The following is a 20647-nucleotide window of genomic DNA, read 5'->3' as shown; positions in this document are numbered from 1 at the left end:
GGCGCGGGGCTGCTCACGGTTGATAGCGATCGCGATAGTCCACGGGCACGAACGTGTAGCCACGCGCCTCCGCGCGGATGTGGCCGATGCCCGGGTAGGGCAGATGCGGCGCCGCGATCAGGGAGCGGTTGAGCGCTGCCGCGGCGAACTGGGTCTCGCGCTGAGCCGCGGCGTCCTTGGGGCTGACGTCATAGACAATCGTGATCGCCGTTTTCGGGAACTGCACGGCGGCCACGTGGACGATGTCGCCAATGAAGGTGATCGACTCGCCCCGGCTCTCCACCCGGTAGAAGCCATGCCCGGGGGTATGGCCGGGAGTCGGAATGGCCTTGATGCCGGGGAAGAGCTGGGTCTCGCGGGTGAACGCGCGAACCTTGCCGGCCTTCACGTACGGGCCGACCGTCTTGACCGCCTCCTCGAAGTACTTCTTGTCATAGCCATTGACGCCGCCCTGGTTGGAGGGATTGAGGAAGAAGTCCAGGTCCGGCCCGCCGACGTGCACCGTGGCATGGGGGAACACCCGGTTGCCTTCGTTGACGAGACCTCCGCTGTGGTCCGTGTGGATGTGCGTCAGCAGGATGTCGTCGATCTGCTCTGGCTCGTATCCCGCCACCTTGAGGCTGCCGAGGAGCTTGCCGCCATAGCCCGGTCCGAACAGGCCACCGGCACCCGTGTCGACGAGGATCAGCCGGCTCCCCGTATCAATCAGGAAGGCCGTGATGGACGCCTCGACCGGATTGCTCAGGAAGGCATGGTGGAGCATCTTGTCGACCTCCGCAGGCGATGTTCCCCTGAGGAGCTCGTGCAGCTCCTGCGGCACAGAGCCATCGGACAGCGCGGTCACATGGAAGTCACCGAGGCGGTAGCGGTAGACACCCGGTGCTTGCGCTCGCGCTTGGGCAACGCGGGGGCTGGTGGCGGGTGGCGCCACCTCGGTGGTGAGTGGCATGGCGCTGGAGAACAGGGCCGCTGCCGCGACCACTCTGTCGAAAAAAAGCCGGTGGAAACGCATCTCTTCTCCCGTAGGAATGCCGTCGGGTTCGGTATGAACCGCGGTGGTGGATACATACGGTTGCCCCTCACCCATCGTGAGTTGATCGCGTTGATAGGAGGTATAAACGGGATGGATATCCGGCGGGCCGACCTGCCCTTGCTCATCTCCCTGGACGTGTTGCTCGAGGAGCTGAACGTGACACGCGCGGCTCGCCGGTTGAACCTGAGTCAGCCGGCGCTCTCCGCCCAGCTCGGCCGCTTGCGCGAGCTGTTCAAGGACCCCTTGCTCGTTCCTTCCGAGGCGGGCCGCGGGATGGCCCCCACGCCGCGGGCGCTCGAGTTGCAGCCAGCCTTGCACCAGGCGCTGCTTGATCTGCAAAGCGCCGTCGTGAGCCGCGGTGAATTCAACCCGAAGGAGGCGAATCGGCATTTCACGATCGCCCTCAACGACAACATCTTCACCACCATTGGTCTGGCGGTGGCCCGGGACATTCTCGCGCTGGGTGGACCCGGCATCCGGCTCAGCTTCGTTGCGCCGGTCGAGGAGAATCTGACCTACCGGATGGAGCGAGGAGAGATCGACCTCTACATCGGGCTTTCAACCAAGATTCCCGAAGCGCTCAAGAGCCGTCGCCTGCTGACCGATGAGTTCTGCTTCGCTCAGCGCAAGGGGCATCCCAGAGGCCAGGGGGCGCCCACGCTCGAGGACTACTGCCAGCTCCGTCATGTCATGGTTTCCCAGGGCGGTAGCTTGCATAGCGCGATCGACGACGCGCTCGCGCAGCAGGGCAAGGCGCGCCGTGTTGCCGTCTCGGTTCCGAACTACAATCAGGTCGCCCTCGTCCTCGCCGATACGGACTGCGTCGCCACGCTCCCCAGCAGGCTTCTCCAGCGTTACGCGTCGGGCCTCGACCTCCTGCCATTGCCCTTCTCCATGCCTCCATTCGATCTCGCGATGGGTTGGCATGTCCGGGCACAGCTGGAGCCCGCGCATCAATGGCTGAGGGAGCGCTTCGTCCGCGCGGCGGCCTCACCGGCTTGAGGCCGGCGGGCCCGGTATGAGGAGGAGGCAGGCGATGGGCCAGTGCTGCTGCTGACTCAAACCCACGAGTTCTGGGTGGCCCCCGTGCCGGGGCCAGTCTGCCAGGCTGCGTGGGCAGTCCCAAGTGCTCCAGGATGGCGCGCACCCCACGGGGAGCCGTCAGATACGCCAGCACCTGGCGCCTGCCCACTTGATGGTATGTTCGTCTGCTTGCAGGAAAGTTGCCCGTTTCTGCCCTCTACACAGCTTGGATCTTGCGTCTTCCTCATGTCACAGAGCAACGCTGCCGAGATCTCTATGTGCCATGCGTGCGGCGTGGCACATGCCCCGAAGAGCCATTACCACTGCGGATCGGCGAGTGCGTCGGAGAAGCCGCAGAGGGCGCCAGCAAATTACGCGTCCATGGGTCCGAATCGCGTCGACCAGACACACGCGTACGGCAGCCGCTGGGTGAGCGCGGGCGAGCCTACTCAGTCGCCCTGCGCACGCCACGGCTGCGGCAACGTTGAAGGCAACGTCAAGATCTTCATGGACGAGTCTGCAGGATTGGACGGCGTCAACGAATGCAGCGAGATCAAGTGCGCCAAATGTGGATGGTTTACGCTGTACAGATGGAGGGATGAGTTCTAATTTTCTACAATGAGTATCTTCATTGCAGACCCCGCCGTGCCCTCCAGCGCTGCAGGGCGAACACCGCACGCAGGAAGAGGGTGAGGACGTCCGAAAGCAGTTCCGCTTCCTTCAGCAACACCCATCGCACCCGGTGCGGAAAGGACAGCGTCCACTGCCGGTAGGGCACGTGCGGCAGCACTCGCTCCACCAGGTGCACTGCCGTCACATGCGCCCGCTTCGCGTTGCAGGAGGGGCACACCCCTCGTCCCTTGCACGAGAAGGCGACGAGCAGTTGGCTCGCTCTCGCCAGAAGCTCCGAGCGGCGGGTTCGATTCCCGCCGCCTCCACCACTCAGGAGAGGCGCGGCGTGGCGCGGGCCGTCAGTGGGGCGTGTCGCCCTTCACGATTCCGAAGGGGGACGGGGGCGGGTAGGCGCCGTTCACCGTCGTGCCGCCGTTGTGGATGGCGGATGACCAGGCGGTCGCGCCGGGCGGGGTGGCGTCCGACATGGTCATCGATGATCTTCTCGGAGTGGCTCTTCGTGTAGAAGTTCGCCGTGTCGATGAAGTTGCCGCCGCGCTCGAGGTACCGGTCGAGGATCCGCTGGGACTCCTCGACGCTGGAGCCCCAGACGAGGTCTTCACCGAACGTCATCGCACCGAGGCACAGCGGGCTGACGCGAAGGCCCGAGCGGCCGAGCGTCACATAATGAAAGAGGCTCCCCCATGCCAGGTGTGCTTGAGTCAGGGAGCTGCGTTCACTGACGCCCAGATGGGAACCCATGAAAGTCCTTTCCTCGTTCTTGATGACTGCTGCTCTCCTTCCATCCATTCCTCCGGTGACCACGACCACGGCGGCTCTCAGCACCACGGCATGCAGGACTGGATCGATCGATGCCATGGGCAGCGCCACGACGCTTCCCGTAGTCGCGGGCCGGTCCTACCAGCTCACGGTCAGCGGCACCTTCACCGCCAGCGCCGCGATCACGGCAGACGCGATGTACAGCTCCACCAACGGGAGCACCTGGGGGGACACCGTGAAGGGCTACGAGAGCTACGGGCCGACGCTGCTCGATGTCCAGCTCTGGAATCCGGCGACAGGCGCCTATGTGTCTCCCGCCTGGGGGCCCTACTCCCCCGAGCACTCCTACACTCACCTCTGGACCGCGACGACGAACGTGCTGGGGGTCCGCATCTTCGATAGCTCCCCCACCAACAACACCGGCGCGCTCTCCCTGACAGTGTGTGAGGTTCCCCCTCCCTGCGGCATCCAGCAGGTCTCCGCCGTGGGTTCGTCCACGCCTTCCGTGAGCTTCAGCGCGACGCCAGGTCAGCGCTACGAGATCATGGCGAGCGGCACCTACTTCGCCAGCAGTGGGATCAGGGCCGATGCGAAGTACAGCTCCAACAATGGCAGTCCCTGGAGCGACACGCTGCTGGGCTACGAGAGCTACGGGCCGGCGCTGTTGGATCTCCAGATGTGGGATCCCACCCAGGGCGTGTACGTCTCACCGGACTGGGGCGCGTACTCGGCCGGCCACACCTATACCTTCCAAGAGACGGCCACCTCCAACGAGCTGCGCTTCCGCATCTATGATTACGGGCCCACCAACAACTCGGGTTGGCTGACGGTCCAGGTCTGCCCCGTAGCTGCCATCGAGGTTCGCCTCGCGGCGGAGAACAACGGGAGCGCCCAATACACGAACTGTGGGACGCTGCGCGTGAATGGCCAGTCCTTCAGCGTGGGTTGCAACAAGGACTCCGTCACGAGCAGAAGCTTCACCATTCCGGTCTACCCGGCGCCAGCGTGCAACCTGTTCGACTTCGACTTCGACTCCGATCTGGGGAGCGACCGGACCACGGACCTTCCCGCGGACCATGCCAAGATGCGCTTCCAGCGACTCGACGCGGATACCCTCGAGGCCGGCTTCGAGGACAAGACAGATGACGACTTCAATGATCTCGTCATCGATTTGTACGGCCTGGAAACCGTGAACTACGGCATCCGGAATTCCTCTGTCGTCACCTGCAACTGAGAGCAGAACCCGGTGGCGTACCACCCTCAGCAGCTGCACCACCTCACTTCTTGTCCCCGGTCTGCCGCTACTCGACCTTGCCCTCCGCCTCCTGCTCCAGCCTCGCGGTGAGCCTCCGGTCCGCCCGGTCCGCGTACGCGCGGCACGCGCCCGGGTCGATGAAGGCCTGTCGCCCCTCGCGCTCGCTCCGGGCCCGCAGCTCGAAGACGCGGCCAGCCTCCGGGTGGGTGGGGATCATCACGTCACACGGCAGGGTGCGGACCTTCTCGATGCTGCCGCGGAACTGTTGCACGCGGGCGGCGTCGGCGCCGTAGCGGAAGCGCGGTGCGGACATGGCCGTGAGGCTCTCGGCGTACACCACGTTCACACAACGCTCCCCCTCGCAGCTGCGCCACGTCCACGTCGTCGCTCCGGGGGTGTGCCCCGGCGTGTGGTGCGCGGTGACGACGACCTTGCCGAGCGCCACTGTCCCGCCGTCGGCCACCGTCACCACGTCCCGCACGGCCGGGTAGCGCATGGCGGCTCCGAAGCCCGCCTGGGGGTCATCCGGGGTGGTCGACCCGATGCGCAGCGCCTTGGCCCCGGCCGGGCTCGCCGCCACCTTGGCACCGCTCATCCGCCGTAGCGCCGCGATGCCCCCGGCATGGTCGAAGTGCGCGTGCGAGTTGAGGATCCACTTCACGTCGCGCATGTCGAAGCCCAAGGCGCGCACGCCCTCCGCGATGCGCTCTACGGACTGGGGCAGCGCGCCGTCGACGAGGATGAGGCCCTCCCCGCTGTCGATGAGGACCGACGACAGTCCCGTGACGCCGACGTAGTACGTGTTCCCATACACGCGGAACGGTGCCTGCGGCCGGTTCCACTCCGCGCAGTCTTGGCAGTCGACGGGCGCGGTGTCGGGCGGGACGGAGGGGGCTGCAGCGGTGACGAGCGGGACGAGCAAGGCGAGCAGTCGCATCGGGGTTGGCTCCGAAAGTGGAGGGAGAGGCCGCCCCTGTGCAAGGAGCTTGCCGCAAGCTCCCAGGCCGTCCGCCCGGATGTCTTCGGCCCGAGGTCGCAGCGGGCCCGCGTGCCGGACACCACACAGCGCCTCCACTCGACCGCACCCGGCGCGGCTTCGTGGACGCGGCGGTGGTCTATACGCCTCGGGGATGTGTGCCTTCAGAGGCGCGCGAGAATCTCCGCCTTCTTCTGTGCGTACTCGTCCGGCGTGATGAGTCCGTTGTCCAGCATCGACTGAAGGTCCTTCAGGGCCTTGACCGGGTCCGAGGGGCGCTCCAGGCCCGAAAGGAGCTCGTGGATGCGCAGAGGCCTCTGCTGCGGCGTGACGGGCTCCAGGACGACGAGCCGTTGAGGGTCTCCCGGGTCGACCTTCACTTTGAACCGCACGCCGGGCTCCACGATGAAGGCATTCCAGTCAAGCGCCCGGCTCTTGTGCCTCACCTGGTACGCGGGGCGGCCCGGCAGATTCACTTCCAGCAGGAAGTCGTAGACGTGTCTCCTGTTGATTTGCATCAACGTGCGCTCCATCTGGAGGATGGTGGCCTCGGCGGGTATTCCATGCTGGCGGAGGCGATGCGTCGTCCAGCCCCAAGAGAAGACGAGGAGCAGGAAACACCCAATCAAGAACAGCGCCATGAGGGACATACTCACGAATCACCTCGATGCGAGTACTTCAGAGACGGGCGAGAGTCTGGGCGCAAGTCGTTCATGCAACGGCGACGCTACCACTGCCCCGTGACGCGCTGGGCGCCCAGCCCGGGTCAGCTCCCCCAAGCAGGTGAGGAGGAGGCGAGCGTGGCGCTTGAAGCAGCGGCCAGCAAGGAGCCGATGAAGGAGAGGCCGTCGGGAGTGGACCAGGCGGAGGTGCTCAGCAGGACGTTCGACTTCGACGGATTGGCCTGCGTGAGGTGTGGAGGCCGCGGCGGCTCTTTTCCTGTAAATCCCAGGAATTCGAAGCCATGTCCGATGGGCAGCCTCACCCCTCCGCAGAACCCGCAGCTGCGGGCTTTTGCCCGCACCTTGCTCGGGCACAGGCCTTGCTAAACATCAGGCCCCCAATCGAAAGGATGCCGGGACATGAGTGCATTGCCTCTCCCTCGCACCACCTTGCTGGCCGCGGCGCTGAGCTGCACGCTCGTGGCGACCGTCGCGCGCGCTGACGGTATCTCATGTAGAGAGTGTGCCCCCCTGCCGGCGGACTACACGCTCGAGCCGCAGTCCTGTGAGACGCCAACACCCCTCGTCTTCGGCAAACCCTCCAAGGCGCGCCCCACGTCCACCCAAAGGGGAGTGTTCGTGGACGTGGACCTCACCGGTGTTGGCGCGCACCCCGCGCGCATCTGGCTGGGCGTCTCGCACAGCACGGTGCCCTACTACGCCATCTTCCAAGGCACCTCGAAGACGGCCTCCTCCTGCGGCGCCCTCGGAGGGTTCGAAGTGCTCGCCGATTTTGGAACGAGCCTCCACTGGAGTCCCGCCCCCGCGTCCCTGCCCTATGTGAGGATCTCGTCACACACCCGCCTCGGCGCCTGCGCCGGGCTGAATTCCGTCGCGACGGTGGCCTGGCTGGCCCTCTCGAAGCGGTGGGCCGTGCTGAACGCCTACGATCACGGTGACGGATTCTGTGCGGGGGACGAGCCGGACCCCAGCGTGAAGCTCCACGCCGAGGGGCTGAAGGCGTACCGCTCCGGCGACTTCACCACTGCGGAGACGCTCTGGAGGAAGGCCTTGCCTCTCGGCAAGGCCGTGAGCGATCTCGGGTTCATGTTCGACCAACGCGGCCGCTCGAAAGAAGCCGAGAGATGGCTCGTCGCAGCCGCCGCCTCCCATTCCCGCCCGGAGGCATGGCTGAACCTCGCGGATCTCTATTGGAAGACCGGTCACCGCCCCCTCGCCGCGAAGGTCTACCGGGGCTACATCTACATGTTCAACCTGGGCGCGAGACCGAAGCATGGCAAGCCAGCGCCCACTCCGGTCAAGCGCGCCCTGCAACGGGCCTCGAAGGACTGAGACGAGCTCCAAGCGGGCGTATAAGAAGGATGGGAGGCCTGTGGACCTTGTGGGGGCAGGCAGGGACCCTCCAGATAGCTCGTGCAGGTAGGGACCACGGAGACCAAGACGGTGCAGCGCCCCCAGTACTGGAGCCGCGTGAACGAACCGTAAGGGTCGCCGGTGTACTCCCCAATGCAAGCCGCGGACGATCGAGCTGAGAGACACGGCGCTGCCGGAGGGCTGCTCACGCGCTGGCCTTGTGTCGGTCGCCCGGGTCGTTCTTCATCGCATCGTCATCGGCCTTCCGGGCCTCGGTGGCGCGGCGAAGCCGGGGGTTCCGGTGCACGCGCTGCTCGCGTCCCCCGGGCATTTCAACGGCGGGTCATGAAGTCGATGAAGGAGCGCACCGCTCCAGTGAGCTGGCGGCGGCTGGGATAGGTGAGGTAGAAGCCATCGAACCGCGGCGACCACGATTCCAGCACCCGCACCAGCTTGCCCTTCACGAGGAGCGGCTCGACCGAGTCGTCGATGGTGTACGCGAGACCTGCTCCGTCTTGCGCGGCGCGCAATTGGACGGCAAGGTTGTCGACCACCAACGTGCCGTCGACGGGCAGGCTCACGCTCTTGCCGCGCCGCTCGAATTCCCAACGGGTGGCGATGCCATCGGGGCGCCGGGTGCCGATGCAGCGGTGATGCTTGAGCTCGAACGGGGTCTGCGGCGTGCCGCGCGCCCGGAGGTACTTCGGTGATGCGACGACGTAGACCTGCCGGCGGCCGCCGAGCCTGAGCGCGACCATGTCCTTCTCGAGGCGCTCCCCGAGCCGCACGCCGAGGTCGTAACCGCCGCCAGCGAGGTCGACCGTCGAGGAGTTCACGCTCAGCTCGACCTTCACTTCGGGATGGCAGTCGAAGAATTCGCCGAGCACCGGTGCAATCAACGACACCGCCGCCGAGTGTGCGGAGTTGATCTTCACCGTGCCTACCGGCCGGTCGCGGAAGTCTTCGACGACGAGCACTGCCGCATCGAGCTCGCGCAGCGCCGGCCTCAGTCGCTGGAGCAGATGGAGGCCGGCTTCGGTCGGACTCACGCTCCGCGTGGTGCGGTTGAGGAGCCGGACGCCCAAGCGCGTCTCGAGTCGGCGAACGGTGACGCTGAGGACCGGGGCCGTGGTGCGGAGTTCCTGCGCGGCGCGCGCGAAACTCCGGTGCGTTGCGACGGCCTCGAAGGCCGAAAGGTCAGCGAATTCGGGTCCGCGCATTCATTCGTTCTCACGAAAGGCAGTCATTCGTGACGTGCATCTTCCGGATCCGACGTGCCGGACGCAAATTCAGCGCTCATGAACATGGAACTTCAGGGGAAACGGGCATTGGTGACGGGCTCCACTTCTGGGCTCGGCGAAGCCATCGCGAAGCAACTGGCGGCGGAGGGTGTGACGGTCATAGTGCACGGCCGCGACGCGACACGGGCCAGACAGGTGGTCGAGGCCATCGGCGCCGCTGGTGGACGCGCGGAGATGGCCCTCGGAGACCTTTCCACTGACGCGGGGGCCGATGCGGTGCGCGCGGCGGTGGAGGGGGATATCGACATCCTGGTGAACAACGCCGGCGGCTACGCACATGTGGGATGGCTGAAGGCAACGCCGGAGCAGTGGGCCGACGTGTGGCAGCAGAACGTGATCTCCGGCGTGCGGATGATTCGGCACTTCGTTCCCGGAATGCGAGCGCGTGGTTGGGGCCGGGTCATCACCATCGGTGGTGGACTCGCAACACAGCCGGCGCCGACGCAGCCACACTACAACGCGACGCTCGCGGCCCGGCACAACCTCGCGGTCTCTCTCTCGCGTGAGCTCGCGGGAAGTGGCGTGACGTCGAACGCGGTCGCTCCCGGGGCGATTCGGGTGCCAGCGATCGAGGGCTTCATGCGGCAGGTGGCCGAAGCGCACGGTTGGGGCACGCAGTGGGACGAGCTCGAGCGCGCCGCCGTTCGTGAATTCATTCCCAACGACGTGGGTCGTCTGGGCCGGCCGGAAGAAGTGGCGAATGCGGTGGTGTTCCTGGCGAGCCCTCGCGCGGCGTATGTGACCGGTGCGGTGTTGCGCGTCGACGGCGGGACCATTCGCAGCGTGTGACCTGATGCGCCCACGGCGATCTCGGGTATCCCTACGAGTCGCCAAGTCTTTCCAAGGACTTGAAGCTGGCTCGCCGGGTGCATTGGGCCTGGCGACTCGCTCGTAGGGGATGGGGATGGGCTGGCCGCTGAGGATGTTCCAAGAGGAGGGCTATTACTTCGTTACGTCCAGGTGCTTCCAGGGACGGCTGCTGCGCCCCAGCGCGGAGGTAAACGAGGTGGTGGGTGGGGTGCTGGCGCGAGCCGTCCAGCAGAGCGCCGGCAACGTGCGGCTGCACGCCTTCACCTTCGCTTCCAATCACTTCCACCTGCTGGTGTGGGGTGCGGGGGGCCGCGCTCGCCGGCTTCATGCAATACCTGCGCGCCAACATGTCTAGGAAGGTGGGGATGTTGGTTGATTGGAGATGAGGGAAAACCAGTACGCCAGTGGTGGCGTACTGAAAGGTGATGGCGCAAACTTTCCGGGTGAGCAGCTCACCCTTTCTTCCCCTGAGAAGCTTGATGTGTGGAGACAAGTGCTTGGGGTGGATACGGGTTCCTCCGTACTGAAGTAAAGTCTGTGCGCTTCTTGCTTCGAATCCCCTAGAGTCTGCGGCCCTCTACCCCAGAGGAGGGCGCACTCATGCGTCTGTTTGGAACGATTGTCATTGGAATTGTCGCGTTGGTGGGTTCATCGGCTCAGGCCCAGCTGCCCGTCGTCAAGGAGGCGAGGGCCGACTGGCAGGGCTGCGCTTATTCGCTCAAGGTTCTGCAGGGCGCTGATCCGTATGCTCCCTGGCAGATCCTCTACAGGGTCACCGTCCAGAGCGAGGTGGTCTCGTCCGCCACCTGCACGCTGACGCCCCGGTCCGTCGAACTGGGGACCTCGAAGAACACGCCGGAGGTCGCGATCGCCGTGAATGCCGATGGGCTCGCGGCGGCCTGGACCTACGGAGAGTACATCCGGGGTTACGGTACCTGGGGTCGCGCCCGCATCCACCGTCTGGACCCGAGCACGTTGAGCACCCTGCGGTTGGCGGGTCTGCAGTCGAGCTACGTTCCGTCGAATGGTGGGGCCGGAATGCCGGGAGTGATCACCCTGTACGGACTCACCCTTAACGCCGGCAACCTCGAGGTATCGGGTTCCTTCACCGGGAACTCGATCACGGAGGATCCCGCTACCATTTCCTGGCCGTACCCGATCCTGACGGGAAACAACTTCGTCGCCACCTACCCTGGCTTCTTCGGCCAGGTGGCGCAGTCTCCCAGCATCGTCACCTTCTGAGTGGTGCCGGGGTTGAAGAGCCCCAGGTGAGAACCCCCGGGCGCGGAGGCGTGTGGCTTCCGCACCCGGGGAGTCTTGGGCCCAGGAGATGGCTTGTGGCGTCCGGGCTCGGGTAGGGTTCGAACATATCCCTCAAAGTAAAGCTCCTCTCCGCATGTGCTCTTCTGTTGATCGCCGGGGAGTCAGTGTCGTCTATGCCTACTTCGGCCGTGCGTCCTTGCATCTCGTCGTGCCCAGGGACCGGACCATCGAGCTGAGCGCCAACGGCCAGGTGCTCTCTCCGACGTCATCCGCCGGACGCCACGTCACCTTCTCGCTTCCCCAGGGCATCTATGATGTCGCGGTGAAGGACAAGGCGAGGCGAGGCGTGCGCGTCCTGTTGGCCGCAGGACGCTGAACTGCTCCGCGGCTGGCTCCCTATTGCCCTATGGTCCGTTACGGCCCGTTCCCCTCCTTCCTACCTTGGCGGTCGGAGGCGGAACCTCAATGACCGGGACGCAGGCCACGCGCCTCCTGAGCAGGACACGGCGTCTCGTACCCAGGAGCAGCCACGATGTTGCATGGTGAGACCCACCTACGCGGTATCAATCCTCCCCAATCGCAGTTTCACTCTCGGGGGCGCTTCGGGCGGCTTTTCCAGGGGCTGCCGGCCTTCGCGCCAGACAACCCGGTGATTCGCGACAAGCTCCTCGAGCTTGGCGCCGTTGGCGGACCGATGGACGGCAGTGATCCCGCCACCAATGTGGACAACGAGACCATCCCCGCGGGTTTTACGTTCTTCGGGCAGTTCGTCGATCATGACCTGACGTTCGACCCGACCTCCATCCTGGAGCGGCAGAACGACCCGGAGGCCATCGAGAACTTCCGCACGCCAGCGCTCGAGCTGGACAACGTGTATGGCTCTGGCCCGCGGGCCTCACGCCACCTCTACGACGTCAATGACCCGGCGAAGCTCCTCGTCGAGAAGCTGGATGGGCCGGGCTCGCAGGACGACATGCCTCGCAACAGCCAGCAGACCGCGCTCATCTCGGATCCGCGCAATGACGAGAATGTCATCGTCTCGCAGCTCCACGTCGCGTTCCTGAAGTTCCACAACGCGATCGTCGACCACCTGCGCCAAGAGGAAATCGAAGAATCGCAGATCTTCGAGCAGGCCCAGCGGATGGTGCGCTGGCACTACCAGTGGATCATCGTCCACGAATTCCTTCCGAAGATCGTCGGGGAGTCGGTCGTGAAGGACGTGCTGCGCTTGCACCCCAATGACCGGCTCTTCCAATGGAGGCACGAGCCTTTCATCCCGGTGGAGTTCTCGGTGGCGGCCTACCGTTTCGGGCACAGCCAGGTGCGCCCGGGCTACAGGCTCAACGGCCCCCAGGGCGGAGGCTTCGCCGCGGGCTTCTTCGGCAATCCCCCCACGGGGACGCCCGAGGACCCGAATGACCTGCGCGGAGGCAAGCGCGCCCGGCGGCGGTTCGTGGAGTGGGAGAACTTCTTCATCATGGATCCTCCCCTGCCCAACCCCAACAACGCCAAACCCCAGCTCAGCAAGAAGATCGACACCCTGCTATCGAGCCCACTCTTCACGATGCCGGGAGGGGCACCGGGCGTGCAGCCCGCGGGAGCCTCCCGGCCTCACTCGCGGCGCGCAACCTGCTGCGAGGTCTGGCCCTCGGCCTGCCCTCGGGCCAGGCCATGGCCCAACGGCTGCGCGTCAAGATCCTCAAGGACGATCACCTCGAGGATCTGCGTAAGTTCAAGGTGGGCTTCGAGCGCTCCACCCCGCCCTGGTTCTACATGCTTCGCGAGGCGGATGTGTTCAGCAAGGGAGAGAAGCTCGGCCCCGTGGGCGCGCGCATCGTGGCGGAGGTCTTCATCGGCATGCTCCAGGGCGACCGGCAGTCCTTCCTCAACGCCAACCCGAACTGGAGGCCGGAGCTCGCCAACGAGAAGGGGGAGTTCAACATCCTGGACCTGCTGAAGTTCGCGGGCGTCCCGCTGTCACAGCCACCCGCACCGCCTACGCCGCCGCCCGCGCCGTAGTCCGCTGACCGGGGGCCCCCCGTCGAGGGGGGTCCCCTCCTGGGAGGGCGGCCTGGGCAGGCGTGTACCCCAAGGGGACTGCGCGAGCGGGAGCGCCCCAAGGGGGCGCCGCGCGCGGGCCTCGTGAGGGCTGGGCCGGTTCACTTCGGTGGGGCACCTTGCTCCTGCTGTTCGCGCACGAGCTCGCAGCCGCAGCCGCAGTCATCGAAGAACGCCTGGAAGCCCGGCTGGCAGATGAACCGGATGGCCGCGCACTGCTCGGGGCTCTTGGCGACATAGCGTCTGCGCGGATTGTTGTAATTGCAGGCTGGGGGCTGTCGGCAGTCGCTCTTCTTCACGCAGATACCGATGCAGTCGGCGCCACCTCGGTCCGGATCGCAGTCATCACTGGGATCGTCGAGGCAGAGCTGTCCCTTGGGACATGCGAAGCCTGCGAAACCACCGCAAGATCGGGTGAGGTGCTGGGGCACCTGGCGCGCGGGTGGGTCGGACGTCTGGGCCCGAGCGGTGCCGGCCACACCGATGAGGGCACTGGCGAGGGCGAGCACGCTCGCAGTGGGGAGTCGGAAGGACATGGGGGGGCTCCTTGGATCGAGGGGGTCTACATCTTCATGGAGTCCCGAAACCGCGACTGTGACTTACTTTTCCATGGGAATCCGGAACCGCCCGACCATTCGTCCACCAGCGAAGTTGAGCAGGAAGAGGAACACGCAGACCCCCACGTAGATGAGTGCGTAGTTCAGCTTTTCCTCTGCGGGCTGCACAAGGGCCAGCACGAAGGCCAGGATTCCGCCGATTGCCAGAGCGAAAACCACCTGGAACAACAGGAGGAGCGGCCCATGTTGTGACACCCTCCAATCATTCGCTCGGATGTTGAGCTCGAAGATACTCGTCCCCTGGATGTCGAGCTGTTGCTGAAGCAGCTTTTCGTAATGGCGCAGGTTTTCAATCAGGCCCGTGATGACGGACTGCTTGAGCAGGTCTCGGAGCCGGTGGGCGGCCACCACCTGGCGCCCGTCTCCCCGGCGGCGGTAGGCATGGGCCAGGCCCGCCAGCACCTGCGTGGCGATGAAGGCCACCAGGTGGGGAGGAAACCGGACGCCCCGCGCCTGAGCGTGGCGCAGCAGGACGCCCAGGTCCCAACCCTCCACCAGCTCCATGACGAGGAAGAGGCCCTCGGGGCCCTGGCCCACGTCGTACACGGTGGCGATGTTCTGGTGTTGCAGGTGCGTGGCCAGCCGGGCCTCGGCCAGGAACATCTGGGCGATGAGCGGGTTCTGCGCCAGCTGCGGCAGCATGCGCTTGATGGCCACCTTGCGCGAGAAGCCCTCCGCGCCACGCGCCACCCCCAGGAAGAATTCCGCCATTCCTCCCGAGGCCAGGGCTGTCAACAACCGGTACCTGTCATTGACCACGTGCCGTGCCCCCGTGGAAGTTCCAGGAGGCATTTCCAGCACCCTCTGGATCCGCCTCGCGACAGGGGGCCCCGAGCCTCCGGCTGGGCCCGTGACGGTGCTCTCCTCGCCCAAGGCGCTCGAGGACCTGGGTGACCCGCGCGGTCCTGGAGCCGTGGACGGGTAGAACGTCTACTCCCAGTTGTTGGAGGCGGCGGGAATCGAACCCGCCGCCGGCGGCATCCGGCGAGAACTCCAACACCTTTCGGCCGCTCCTGGCCGGTTGCATGCGCCAGAAGCTGTGCATGCGACCGGAATGTCTCTCAGAACTTCTGGTGACCTGCTTAGCTCGCCGTCTCATCCAACCTGCACAGAAGGCCTTCCGTCGGGACCACCGCGCCCTCGGCGGCGCAGATCTCTATCACCCGCCCCGCTGCGGGCGCCGGGATCTCGGTGTCGGCTTTGTCGGTGGCCACCTCGACCAGAGGCTGCTCCCTCGTCACAAGGTCACCCTCACGCACGAGCCACTTGTCTACAGTCCCCTCAGCGACATCCTCGCCAAGTTGGGGCATCAAAACGTCGATCATCGAATCCCGCCTCCCAGAAACACGTTCTTCATTCTCTCCTCGCTCAGTGACCCCTCTCGGGCGGAGAGTAGAACAACCGCCAAACGGAGCATATGAGGAAGAGGAGCTGTGTTGAGGGTGGAAGGGTCGCGGCGTTCCGAGAGGCGGCGGCACGGTGGATGCGCGGGGATTTCTCGGCCAGCTTTCCGCTCTTCTCTTTTCCGCCGCGTGTCGTGCCGGGTCGCTTCACTCGAATTCTCTGACCCCCTTTCAGGCTCCGCGTCGAGAGCGAGTTGCTCGGCAGGGGGGAGCGTCACGGCCGGGCTGTTGAAGTGCTGCCCACGCCGGGCGGAGAGGCTCCGTCCGGCGCGGGCAGATCATACCGCGCTTACTGGTCGAGCCGGACAGTGTAGTCGATCGCGTTGCCCCAGATGGGCTGGTACTCGCAGTTGGTGGGACGCAGTTCCCACGACAGGATGGACCGAGCCCTTCTCTCTTGTCCTTTCATGGGTTGCACCAAGGGGAGGTTGTGGACCGCGTTGGCCACGACCGCGAACTGCCAGGTGGGAGTGAGCGTCGAATTCGCCAGGTGCACGCTGTCTTCACCGACCGGGTGAAATGTGCCCGAGGGGCCGGCGATGCAATGCAGAACGTGCTCGCGGCTGCCCGGCAACGGTGCTCCGCCAAAACCGGAGGAATTCTTGATCTTCACCGGGCAGGCGAAGGTCCTGCGCTGCGGATCGTAGCCGCAGCAAGGCATCTCCTCGAAGAAGAGGCTGCCCAACTGCGTCACCTTCGCGCCACACTCACGCGCCGCGATGAAGAAGGGAGCGTTGGCCTGCACCTTCTGGGCGTCGGCGCTCCCGCACTCCTTGAACTTCTCATACACCGCTTCCTGGAGTTTGAGTTGTTCGGCCTCGCTCATCTTGTCGCTGCCTTCGAGTGCCTTGACCACCTTCTCTTTCACCGACGCGTCGCAGGTCGGGGCCGGCTGGGCGTGCGCGGCCAGCGGCGCACCGAGCGCGAGTAGCGCGGCCAGGGTGAGCTTTCGCGCCATCAATCCGTGTAGCAGGGTCTTCAATGAGAACATGGTGGATCTCCTCGGGGGTGTGTGATGCGTTCCGACCCGGAAGGCTGGCCTCGCCGAGAGGCCGTGCGACCTTTTGCTCCTGGCCTTCCAGACGGAAGGAGGAGCCGTGCGATGGATGTGATGGCCAATGTATGCCCATTCACGCGCTTTGTTTCCCGGAGGGCTCCAGCCCGCACGCTGAGCAACCGTTTACACGTAGGCGGTCAGCCATCTCTCCCTGTCGCTGAAGCGGCTGCCGGACCTGCCGGAAGGGCGTCAGCGTTTCCAGATGGAGATGCAGACCTCGAGCGCCTTGAGCATTGGACGGATGGGGCCCAGCCCGGACTGCCCCTCGGCTGAACGACGGGAGGAGCCGGGGTGCTGACACCGGGCCCTCGCCCCGCGCCGGGATCGCGCCACGGCGTGGTCGCGCAGCCCGAAGCCGAGCTCTTGCAGCTCGAGCCGCAGGTGGCCGCTTCACAGCACTTCATCCGAAGCCAGGGCTGGAGCGCCCTCCAGAGAGCCAGGCGAGTGAATGGGTGCCTCTCTCACTTCCAGCACACCGCTCCTCTCTCTCCATGAGGTGAAAAGCCCAGGTCCGTCACTTGCAGGTCCGAATATCAGCCAGTCGGAGCAGTCACACAACGAGAGGAGCAAACCATCATGCGACGAGTAAGAATGATGACAGCCGCAGCATTGTTGGTCTCTACCCTGGCATTGGGGGGCCTACCCGGCGCCGCCCAAGCCCACCAAGTCATGTGTCAAGGTCGGGTCGCCACCATCGTCGGGACCAGCGGCAACAACATCTTGCAGGGTACGTCGGCCGATGATGTCATTGCAGGACTTGAAGGAAATGACGTGATTGATGGCCACGGCGGCAGGGACACCCTCTGTGGCGGGAGAGGGGTCGACACGCTGCACGGAGATGGGAACGATGATGTGCTGAATGGAGGCCCAGGGGATGACATCCTCAGAGGCGGAGATGGGACGGATCTGCTGGACGGCGGCCCAGGCACCGACGATTGCAACGGCGGATTGGGCAACAACACTCTCCTGAATTGTGAAAACTAAAAGCGTTTCTTGTCCATCCCACCAGTCGAGCAAGGGTGCACCCCATTTTCCCTCTGTAAACGAGGCGTGCTTCTGTCGGGCTCCCGTCAGCTGCCTTCCCCCTCCTCTCTGCCCCAACCCCCTGCCCTCAACCCTGCCCCTCTTTCTCTTATGCGCCGCAGCACCAGGGGATGCAGGAGGCGGCCGAGCTGCTCGAGGAGCTGGTCCGGCGAGACCCGGAGGCCCTGTGGGTCGTGTGCGGCGACTTCAACGCGCAGCCCGGGGAGCCGCTGGTCCGAGCCTTCTCAGCGGCCGGGCTGCTCGATGCCTACGAGGGGCGGCACCAGCCGACTTGCAACGCGAACGGGAGTGCCAAGGCGATCGACTTCCTCTTCCACTCGCGCGCGCTGCGGGCGCAGCCGGACAGTTAGACGGCCGCATCGCCCATCCCGGCCTCGTCGAGGCGAGCCCCGAGCGCCATGTGCGGGCTCGGAGCAAGCGCGTGCCGTCGCCGCCAGAACTCCTCGCCCGCCCAGCGCCGCTCCTGGGCGTAGTGGGCGTGGCGTGCCTCCAGGTAGCGGGAGAACTCCTCCTCCCGCTCCCGCGCGTAGCCTTCCAGCGCCTCGCGGTCCCCAGCCAGGGAGGCCAACAGGGCGCGCGCCGCCGCCTGCCCCGTGCGCAGCCCCTTGACGATGCCGCTCGAGGACAGTGGGTCCCACATGGCCGCCGCGTCCCCCACCGCCGCCCAGCCCTCCCCGGCCGCGCGCTCCAGGCGGCTCGTCTCGCAGGGGCGGACATGCAGCCGCTGCACCGCCGGCAGCCCTCCCAGCCCCCGCGTCAGGTGACGGGTCCTGGCCAGCAGCGCGCTCCACCCGTCGGGCCGCAACGCGTTGTGGCGCTCCAGCACATCCACATCACTCAGCAGGGTGAAGATGAGGCGCCCCTGGGGCAGGGGCGCCGTGTACCACCAGCCCGAGGGGGTGGCCTCCACCCGGAGCAGGTGCTCCTCGTGGCTCGGAGGCCTGTCCACGACGGCCGACACGCTGCAGAGCTTGTCATGGGTTTGCCGCCGCACGCCGCAGTGTCGCGCCACTTGTGCCGAGCGTCCCGTCGCATCCACCAGCACCGAGCAGTGCAGCTCCCTGGGTCCCTCGGGCGTGCTGACCTGGAGCCGCCACCCGCGCCCCTCACGCTCCAAGTGGGTGACGCAGGCGTTCCGCCACAGCTCCACGCCCTGTGACTGCGCATGGCGCGCCAGCAGGCTGTCCAACTGCCGGCGCTCCACGTGCCAGCCCGGGCCGTAGGGGTTGGTGAGGAAGGAGTGGTGGTGGGGCTCCTCCGAGCCCCAGGTGGCTTCCAGGCCGTACGAGACCAGGAAGCCCTCCGTCTCCAACGATTCAGGGGCGAGCCACCGCCGCAACTCGGCGAACGCCACCGGGGAGAGTGTCTCCCCCGGGCGCCAGGGCGAGTAGTCCGTGCGCTCCACCACGCAGGTGGAGACCCCCGCCCTCACCAGGGTCAGCGCGGCGCTCAGCCCCGCGACCCCGCCGCCCACCACCACGGCTTCGAGTGTGGCTCGCCCGCTCATTACTTGCTCCGCTCCTGCGACTCGAAGAACTGCTCTCCCTCCTGGATGACGAAGCCCAGGCTCGACCACTTCTGCGTCATCTGGATGTACATGGCCAGGTCCTTGGCGGGAGTGTCCTCCGTCTCCTGGGACGTGAGCTCCGGCTTCTTTGCCTCGACTTCGGCCACCTTCTCCAGCTCGCGCGTCCAGGAGAGCATGGCGAGGTCCCCCTTCTGGGCGAACACGTCATCCGGCCGGTGGGCGCACCACCACATGTGGTACATGCGCTCGCCGTCGTACTGGACGTGCGCGGCGGGGTAGAGCTGCTTCTTGCACTGGAAGAAGTCCGCCTGCCAGGGCAGCGCCATCTGCTGGGAGAAGAATCCCGGGCGGATGGGCAACGTGTCCGGGGCGCCGGGGAAGACGTTCCCCGAGTGCTTGACGCGGAAGGGCGTGCCATACAGCTCGGGCCTGCGCACCATCCAGCTGCAGTCGATGCCGGGGAAGAAGGGGCCTCCCACCGAGCTCTCCATCGCGGCCCGGTCCAGCCCCTCGGCGGTGATGGCCGGGGCAATGGCCTTGGCCGCCACCGGGTCCCAGTCCTCCTCGAACTCACCCGCGGCCCAGCGCTCGAGCAGCGCGTACTGCACGCGCGTGAGGGTCATGAAGTAGTCCGGCCCGGGCTGCTTCTCCAGGTCCGTGTACCTGTCTCCCAGTCCCTTGGGCATGAGCAGGGGCTCGTTGCCGGTGTTGGTGGAGGGGCTGCGCATGTAGCCGAAGATCGTCCTGCGCATGCGCCTCCCTCGGCTGGAGGAGATCGAGCCCAGGTCCTGCTCCACGCCCGCGAGGCTCGCGTGGAAGGACTTGGAGGCCTCGGGGTTGTGCACATGGCGCTGCCCCAGGGCGCGCTCGAGCAGGGGATAGATCTCGTGGAGGAAGGAGGGCTTGTAGCTCTTGAACTTGTTCCCCTGGGCGTCCCAGTCCGCCCGCTGCGCCGCGAGCCGCGCGAAGAGCCCCTGGAAGAAGAGGCCATCCGTGTCGAAGAGCTTCACCTCCTGGGGGGAGCGCACCGCCACGTCCCACAGGGTGTCCAGCAGGCGGACGATGTTGCCCACCGGGGGCGCGAAGTCGGGAGGCCCCACCAGGACCCAGGCCCCGGTGTCACCCTCCAGCTTCGCCACCTGCGTCTTGCCATCCACCACGTAGGTGATCTCCGCCGACACCGGCCCGTCCGACATGTCGTCGAACCAGTGGTCGTTGTTCACGTAGTTGTTGATGAGCGTGCCGGGCTTCGTTGTCGCGGCCACGCCGTTCCCGCCGAGCACGAGCAGGTTGCCATTCTCATCCGTGCGCAGCTCCCCCAGGGACTTGATGGGGATGTGGCTCTTGGTGTTGGTGAAGGGGACCGGCGGGGTGTTTCGGCCCGAGATGGATTTCACACCCGGGTCGATGACGAGCAGCCTCTCCCGGTCCGCCGCCGGCACGTGGCTGTTGCGCAGCCGGTTCTTCGTGTCATGCACGCCCACCTCGGTCTCCGGCCCCTTCCATTGGCCGTCCGCGCCGTCCTGCCCGTCGAACTTGAAGAAGGCGGCCTTGCGGTTGGCCAGGTGGGCCTTCCAGGTGATCTGGGTGATGCCCTGGCTGCCGGCGGTCACCTCGCGCACGGGGACGATCCGGCTGCCCTGGAGCTCGTACTCGAAGATTCGGAAGCGGGCCGCCTGGCGCTTGATGCGGCCTTGGCTGTCCTTGAAGGGGCGGAACTTCTTCTGGGCGGCGTCGTAGTTGGACAGCTCGTTGGGCCGCTCGGGGCCGATGAAGAACTCGGTGGGGGAGTCGCCCACGCGGGCGACTCCGATGGAGGGGTGGATGCGGAAGAATCTCTGGCTCATGGTA

At 66.0% G+C, this 20647-nt stretch carries 22 protein-coding genes, 1 tRNA gene and 3 pseudogenes; 12 read left to right on the top strand and 14 right to left on the bottom strand.

What is annotated here, in order from left to right; genetic code table 11:
* Window positions 1-13 precede the first annotated feature (13 nt).
* The gene (locus OV287_RS14590) at window positions 14-1012 is read right to left on the bottom strand and encodes an MBL fold metallo-hydrolase (RefSeq protein WP_267534619.1); all 999 of its coding nucleotides are present in this window, start codon (window positions 1010-1012) and stop codon (window positions 14-16) included.
* A gap of 111 nt (window positions 1013-1123) precedes the next feature.
* Here OV287_RS14590 and OV287_RS14585 point away from each other — a divergent pair, with 111 nt between their 5' ends.
* Complete coding sequence (locus OV287_RS14585) at window positions 1124-2035, top strand: LysR family transcriptional regulator (RefSeq protein ID WP_267534618.1); 912 nt, start codon at window positions 1124-1126, stop codon at window positions 2033-2035.
* A gap of 649 nt (window positions 2036-2684) precedes the next feature.
* Here OV287_RS14585 and OV287_RS14580 read toward each other — a convergent pair.
* Window positions 2685-2906 (bottom strand): hypothetical protein, encoded by a 222-nt coding sequence (locus OV287_RS14580; RefSeq protein WP_267534617.1) that lies wholly within the window; start codon window positions 2904-2906, stop codon window positions 2685-2687.
* An 18-nt stretch (window positions 2907-2924) separates the two neighbouring features.
* Here OV287_RS14580 and OV287_RS14575 point away from each other — a divergent pair.
* Window positions 2925-2997 (top strand) — tRNA-OTHER (locus OV287_RS14575).
* A gap of 118 nt (window positions 2998-3115) precedes the next feature.
* Here OV287_RS14575 and OV287_RS14570 read toward each other — a convergent pair.
* Window positions 3116-3379: pseudogene (locus OV287_RS14570) on the bottom strand (aldo/keto reductase); the annotation flags it as partial.
* Window positions 3380-3545: 166 nt separating this feature from the next.
* Between OV287_RS14570 and OV287_RS14565 the strand changes: the two are divergent.
* Window positions 3546-4682, top strand: a complete 1137-nt coding sequence (locus OV287_RS14565) for a hypothetical protein (protein WP_267534616.1) — start codon at window positions 3546-3548, stop codon at window positions 4680-4682.
* Window positions 4683-4749: 67 nt separating this feature from the next.
* Here the strand turns inward: OV287_RS14565 and bla are convergent, their stop codons facing one another.
* Entirely contained in the window at window positions 4750-5640 is an 891-nt protein-coding gene (gene bla, locus OV287_RS14560; RefSeq protein ID WP_267534615.1) for a subclass B3 metallo-beta-lactamase, read from the bottom strand.
* A 203-nt stretch (window positions 5641-5843) separates the two neighbouring features.
* Window positions 5844-6329, bottom strand: coding sequence for an SHOCT domain-containing protein (locus tag OV287_RS14555; protein ID WP_267542347.1), 486 nt, complete (start codon window positions 6327-6329; stop codon window positions 5844-5846).
* 432 nt (window positions 6330-6761) lie between these two features.
* Between OV287_RS14555 and OV287_RS14550 the strand changes: the two genes are divergently transcribed.
* Window positions 6762-7694 (top strand): tetratricopeptide repeat protein, encoded by a 933-nt coding sequence (locus tag OV287_RS14550; protein WP_267534614.1) that lies wholly within the window; start codon window positions 6762-6764, stop codon window positions 7692-7694.
* A 353-nt stretch (window positions 7695-8047) separates the two neighbouring features.
* Here OV287_RS14550 and OV287_RS14545 read toward each other — a convergent pair whose 3' ends face one another.
* A complete protein-coding gene (locus tag OV287_RS14545) occupies window positions 8048-8935 on the bottom strand; it encodes a LysR family transcriptional regulator (RefSeq protein ID WP_267534613.1) in 888 nt (295 codons plus the stop codon).
* A gap of 78 nt (window positions 8936-9013) precedes the next feature.
* Here OV287_RS14545 and OV287_RS14540 point away from each other — a divergent pair, with 78 nt between their 5' ends.
* The 4 genes from OV287_RS14540 (at window position 9014) to OV287_RS14525 (ending at window position 11465) form a co-directional block, all read left to right on the top strand.
* Window positions 9014-9805, top strand: coding sequence for an SDR family NAD(P)-dependent oxidoreductase (locus tag OV287_RS14540; protein WP_267534612.1), 792 nt, complete (start codon window positions 9014-9016; stop codon window positions 9803-9805).
* A 115-nt stretch (window positions 9806-9920) separates the two neighbouring features.
* A complete protein-coding gene (locus OV287_RS14535; protein ID WP_267534611.1) occupies window positions 9921-10181 on the top strand; it encodes a hypothetical protein in 261 nt (86 codons plus the stop codon).
* 245 nt (window positions 10182-10426) lie between these two features.
* Window positions 10427-11068: a hypothetical protein gene (locus OV287_RS14530; protein ID WP_267534610.1), complete on the top strand. Its 642-nt coding sequence runs from the start codon at window positions 10427-10429 to the stop codon at window positions 11066-11068.
* Between the two features lie 154 nt (window positions 11069-11222).
* On the top strand, window positions 11223-11465 hold the full coding sequence (locus OV287_RS14525) for a hypothetical protein (RefSeq protein ID WP_267534609.1): 243 nt from the start codon (window positions 11223-11225) through the stop codon (window positions 11463-11465).
* 177 nt (window positions 11466-11642) lie between these two features.
* Here the strand turns inward: OV287_RS14525 and OV287_RS14520 are convergent, their stop codons facing one another.
* A complete protein-coding gene (locus OV287_RS14520) occupies window positions 11643-11867 on the bottom strand; it encodes a hypothetical protein (protein ID WP_267542613.1) in 225 nt (74 codons plus the stop codon).
* On the opposite strand from OV287_RS14520, the pseudogene OV287_RS14515 reads away from it, so the two are divergent.
* Window positions 11784-12371 (top strand): annotated as a pseudogene (locus OV287_RS14515) (peroxidase family protein); the annotation flags it as partial. The gene OV287_RS14520 and the pseudogene OV287_RS14515 sit on opposite strands and share 84 nt — an antisense overlap.
* Before the next feature lie 50 nt (window positions 12372-12421).
* Here OV287_RS14515 and OV287_RS14510 read toward each other — a convergent pair.
* A complete protein-coding gene (locus tag OV287_RS14510) occupies window positions 12422-12568 on the bottom strand; it encodes a hypothetical protein (RefSeq protein ID WP_267542612.1) in 147 nt (48 codons plus the stop codon).
* A gap of 192 nt (window positions 12569-12760) precedes the next feature.
* Here OV287_RS14510 and OV287_RS14505 point away from each other — a divergent pair, with 192 nt between their 5' ends.
* Window positions 12761-13108, top strand: a complete 348-nt coding sequence (locus tag OV287_RS14505) for a peroxidase family protein (protein ID WP_267542611.1) — start codon at window positions 12761-12763, stop codon at window positions 13106-13108.
* A gap of 140 nt (window positions 13109-13248) precedes the next feature.
* Here OV287_RS14505 and OV287_RS14500 read toward each other — a convergent pair whose 3' ends face one another.
* The 4 genes from OV287_RS14500 to OV287_RS14485 form a co-directional block, all read right to left on the bottom strand.
* A complete protein-coding gene (locus OV287_RS14500; protein ID WP_267534608.1) occupies window positions 13249-13683 on the bottom strand; it encodes a hypothetical protein in 435 nt (144 codons plus the stop codon).
* A 63-nt stretch (window positions 13684-13746) separates the two neighbouring features.
* A complete protein-coding gene (locus OV287_RS14495) occupies window positions 13747-14556 on the bottom strand; it encodes a serine/threonine protein kinase (protein ID WP_267534607.1) in 810 nt (269 codons plus the stop codon).
* A 290-nt stretch (window positions 14557-14846) separates the two neighbouring features.
* Window positions 14847-15089: a biotin/lipoyl-containing protein gene (locus OV287_RS14490; RefSeq protein WP_267534606.1), complete on the bottom strand. Its 243-nt coding sequence runs from the start codon at window positions 15087-15089 to the stop codon at window positions 14847-14849.
* Window positions 15090-15456: 367 nt separating this feature from the next.
* Window positions 15457-16158 (bottom strand): hypothetical protein, encoded by a 702-nt coding sequence (locus tag OV287_RS14485; RefSeq protein WP_267534605.1) that lies wholly within the window; start codon window positions 16156-16158, stop codon window positions 15457-15459.
* Between the two features lie 642 nt (window positions 16159-16800).
* Here OV287_RS14485 and OV287_RS56425 point away from each other — a divergent pair.
* Window positions 16801-17208 carry a calcium-binding protein gene (locus OV287_RS56425; RefSeq protein WP_373371828.1) on the top strand — a complete coding sequence of 136 codons (408 nt, stop codon included), beginning with the start codon at window positions 16801-16803 and terminating at the stop codon, window positions 17206-17208.
* A 119-nt stretch (window positions 17209-17327) separates the two neighbouring features.
* Window positions 17328-17618: pseudogene (locus OV287_RS14475) on the top strand (endonuclease/exonuclease/phosphatase family protein); the annotation flags it as partial.
* Here OV287_RS14475 and OV287_RS14470 read toward each other — a convergent pair.
* Window positions 17615-18775 (bottom strand): NAD(P)/FAD-dependent oxidoreductase, encoded by a 1161-nt coding sequence (locus tag OV287_RS14470; RefSeq protein WP_267534603.1) that lies wholly within the window; start codon window positions 18773-18775, stop codon window positions 17615-17617. The pseudogene OV287_RS14475 and the gene OV287_RS14470 sit on opposite strands and share 4 nt — an antisense overlap.
* Entirely contained in the window at window positions 18775-20643 is a 1869-nt protein-coding gene (locus OV287_RS14465; protein WP_267534602.1) for a LodA/GoxA family CTQ-dependent oxidase, read from the bottom strand. The genes OV287_RS14470 and OV287_RS14465 overlap by 1 nt, the downstream gene beginning before the upstream one ends.
* Window positions 20644-20647: the final 4 nt, after the last annotated feature.

Origin of the sequence: Archangium lansingense, from assembly GCF_026626635.1 — a bacterium.
Lineage (GTDB): Bacteria > Myxococcota > Myxococcia > Myxococcales > Myxococcaceae > Archangium > Archangium lansingense.
Note: the sequence above shows the minus strand (reverse complement) of the source record. Positions and strands in the feature narration are given on the sequence as shown.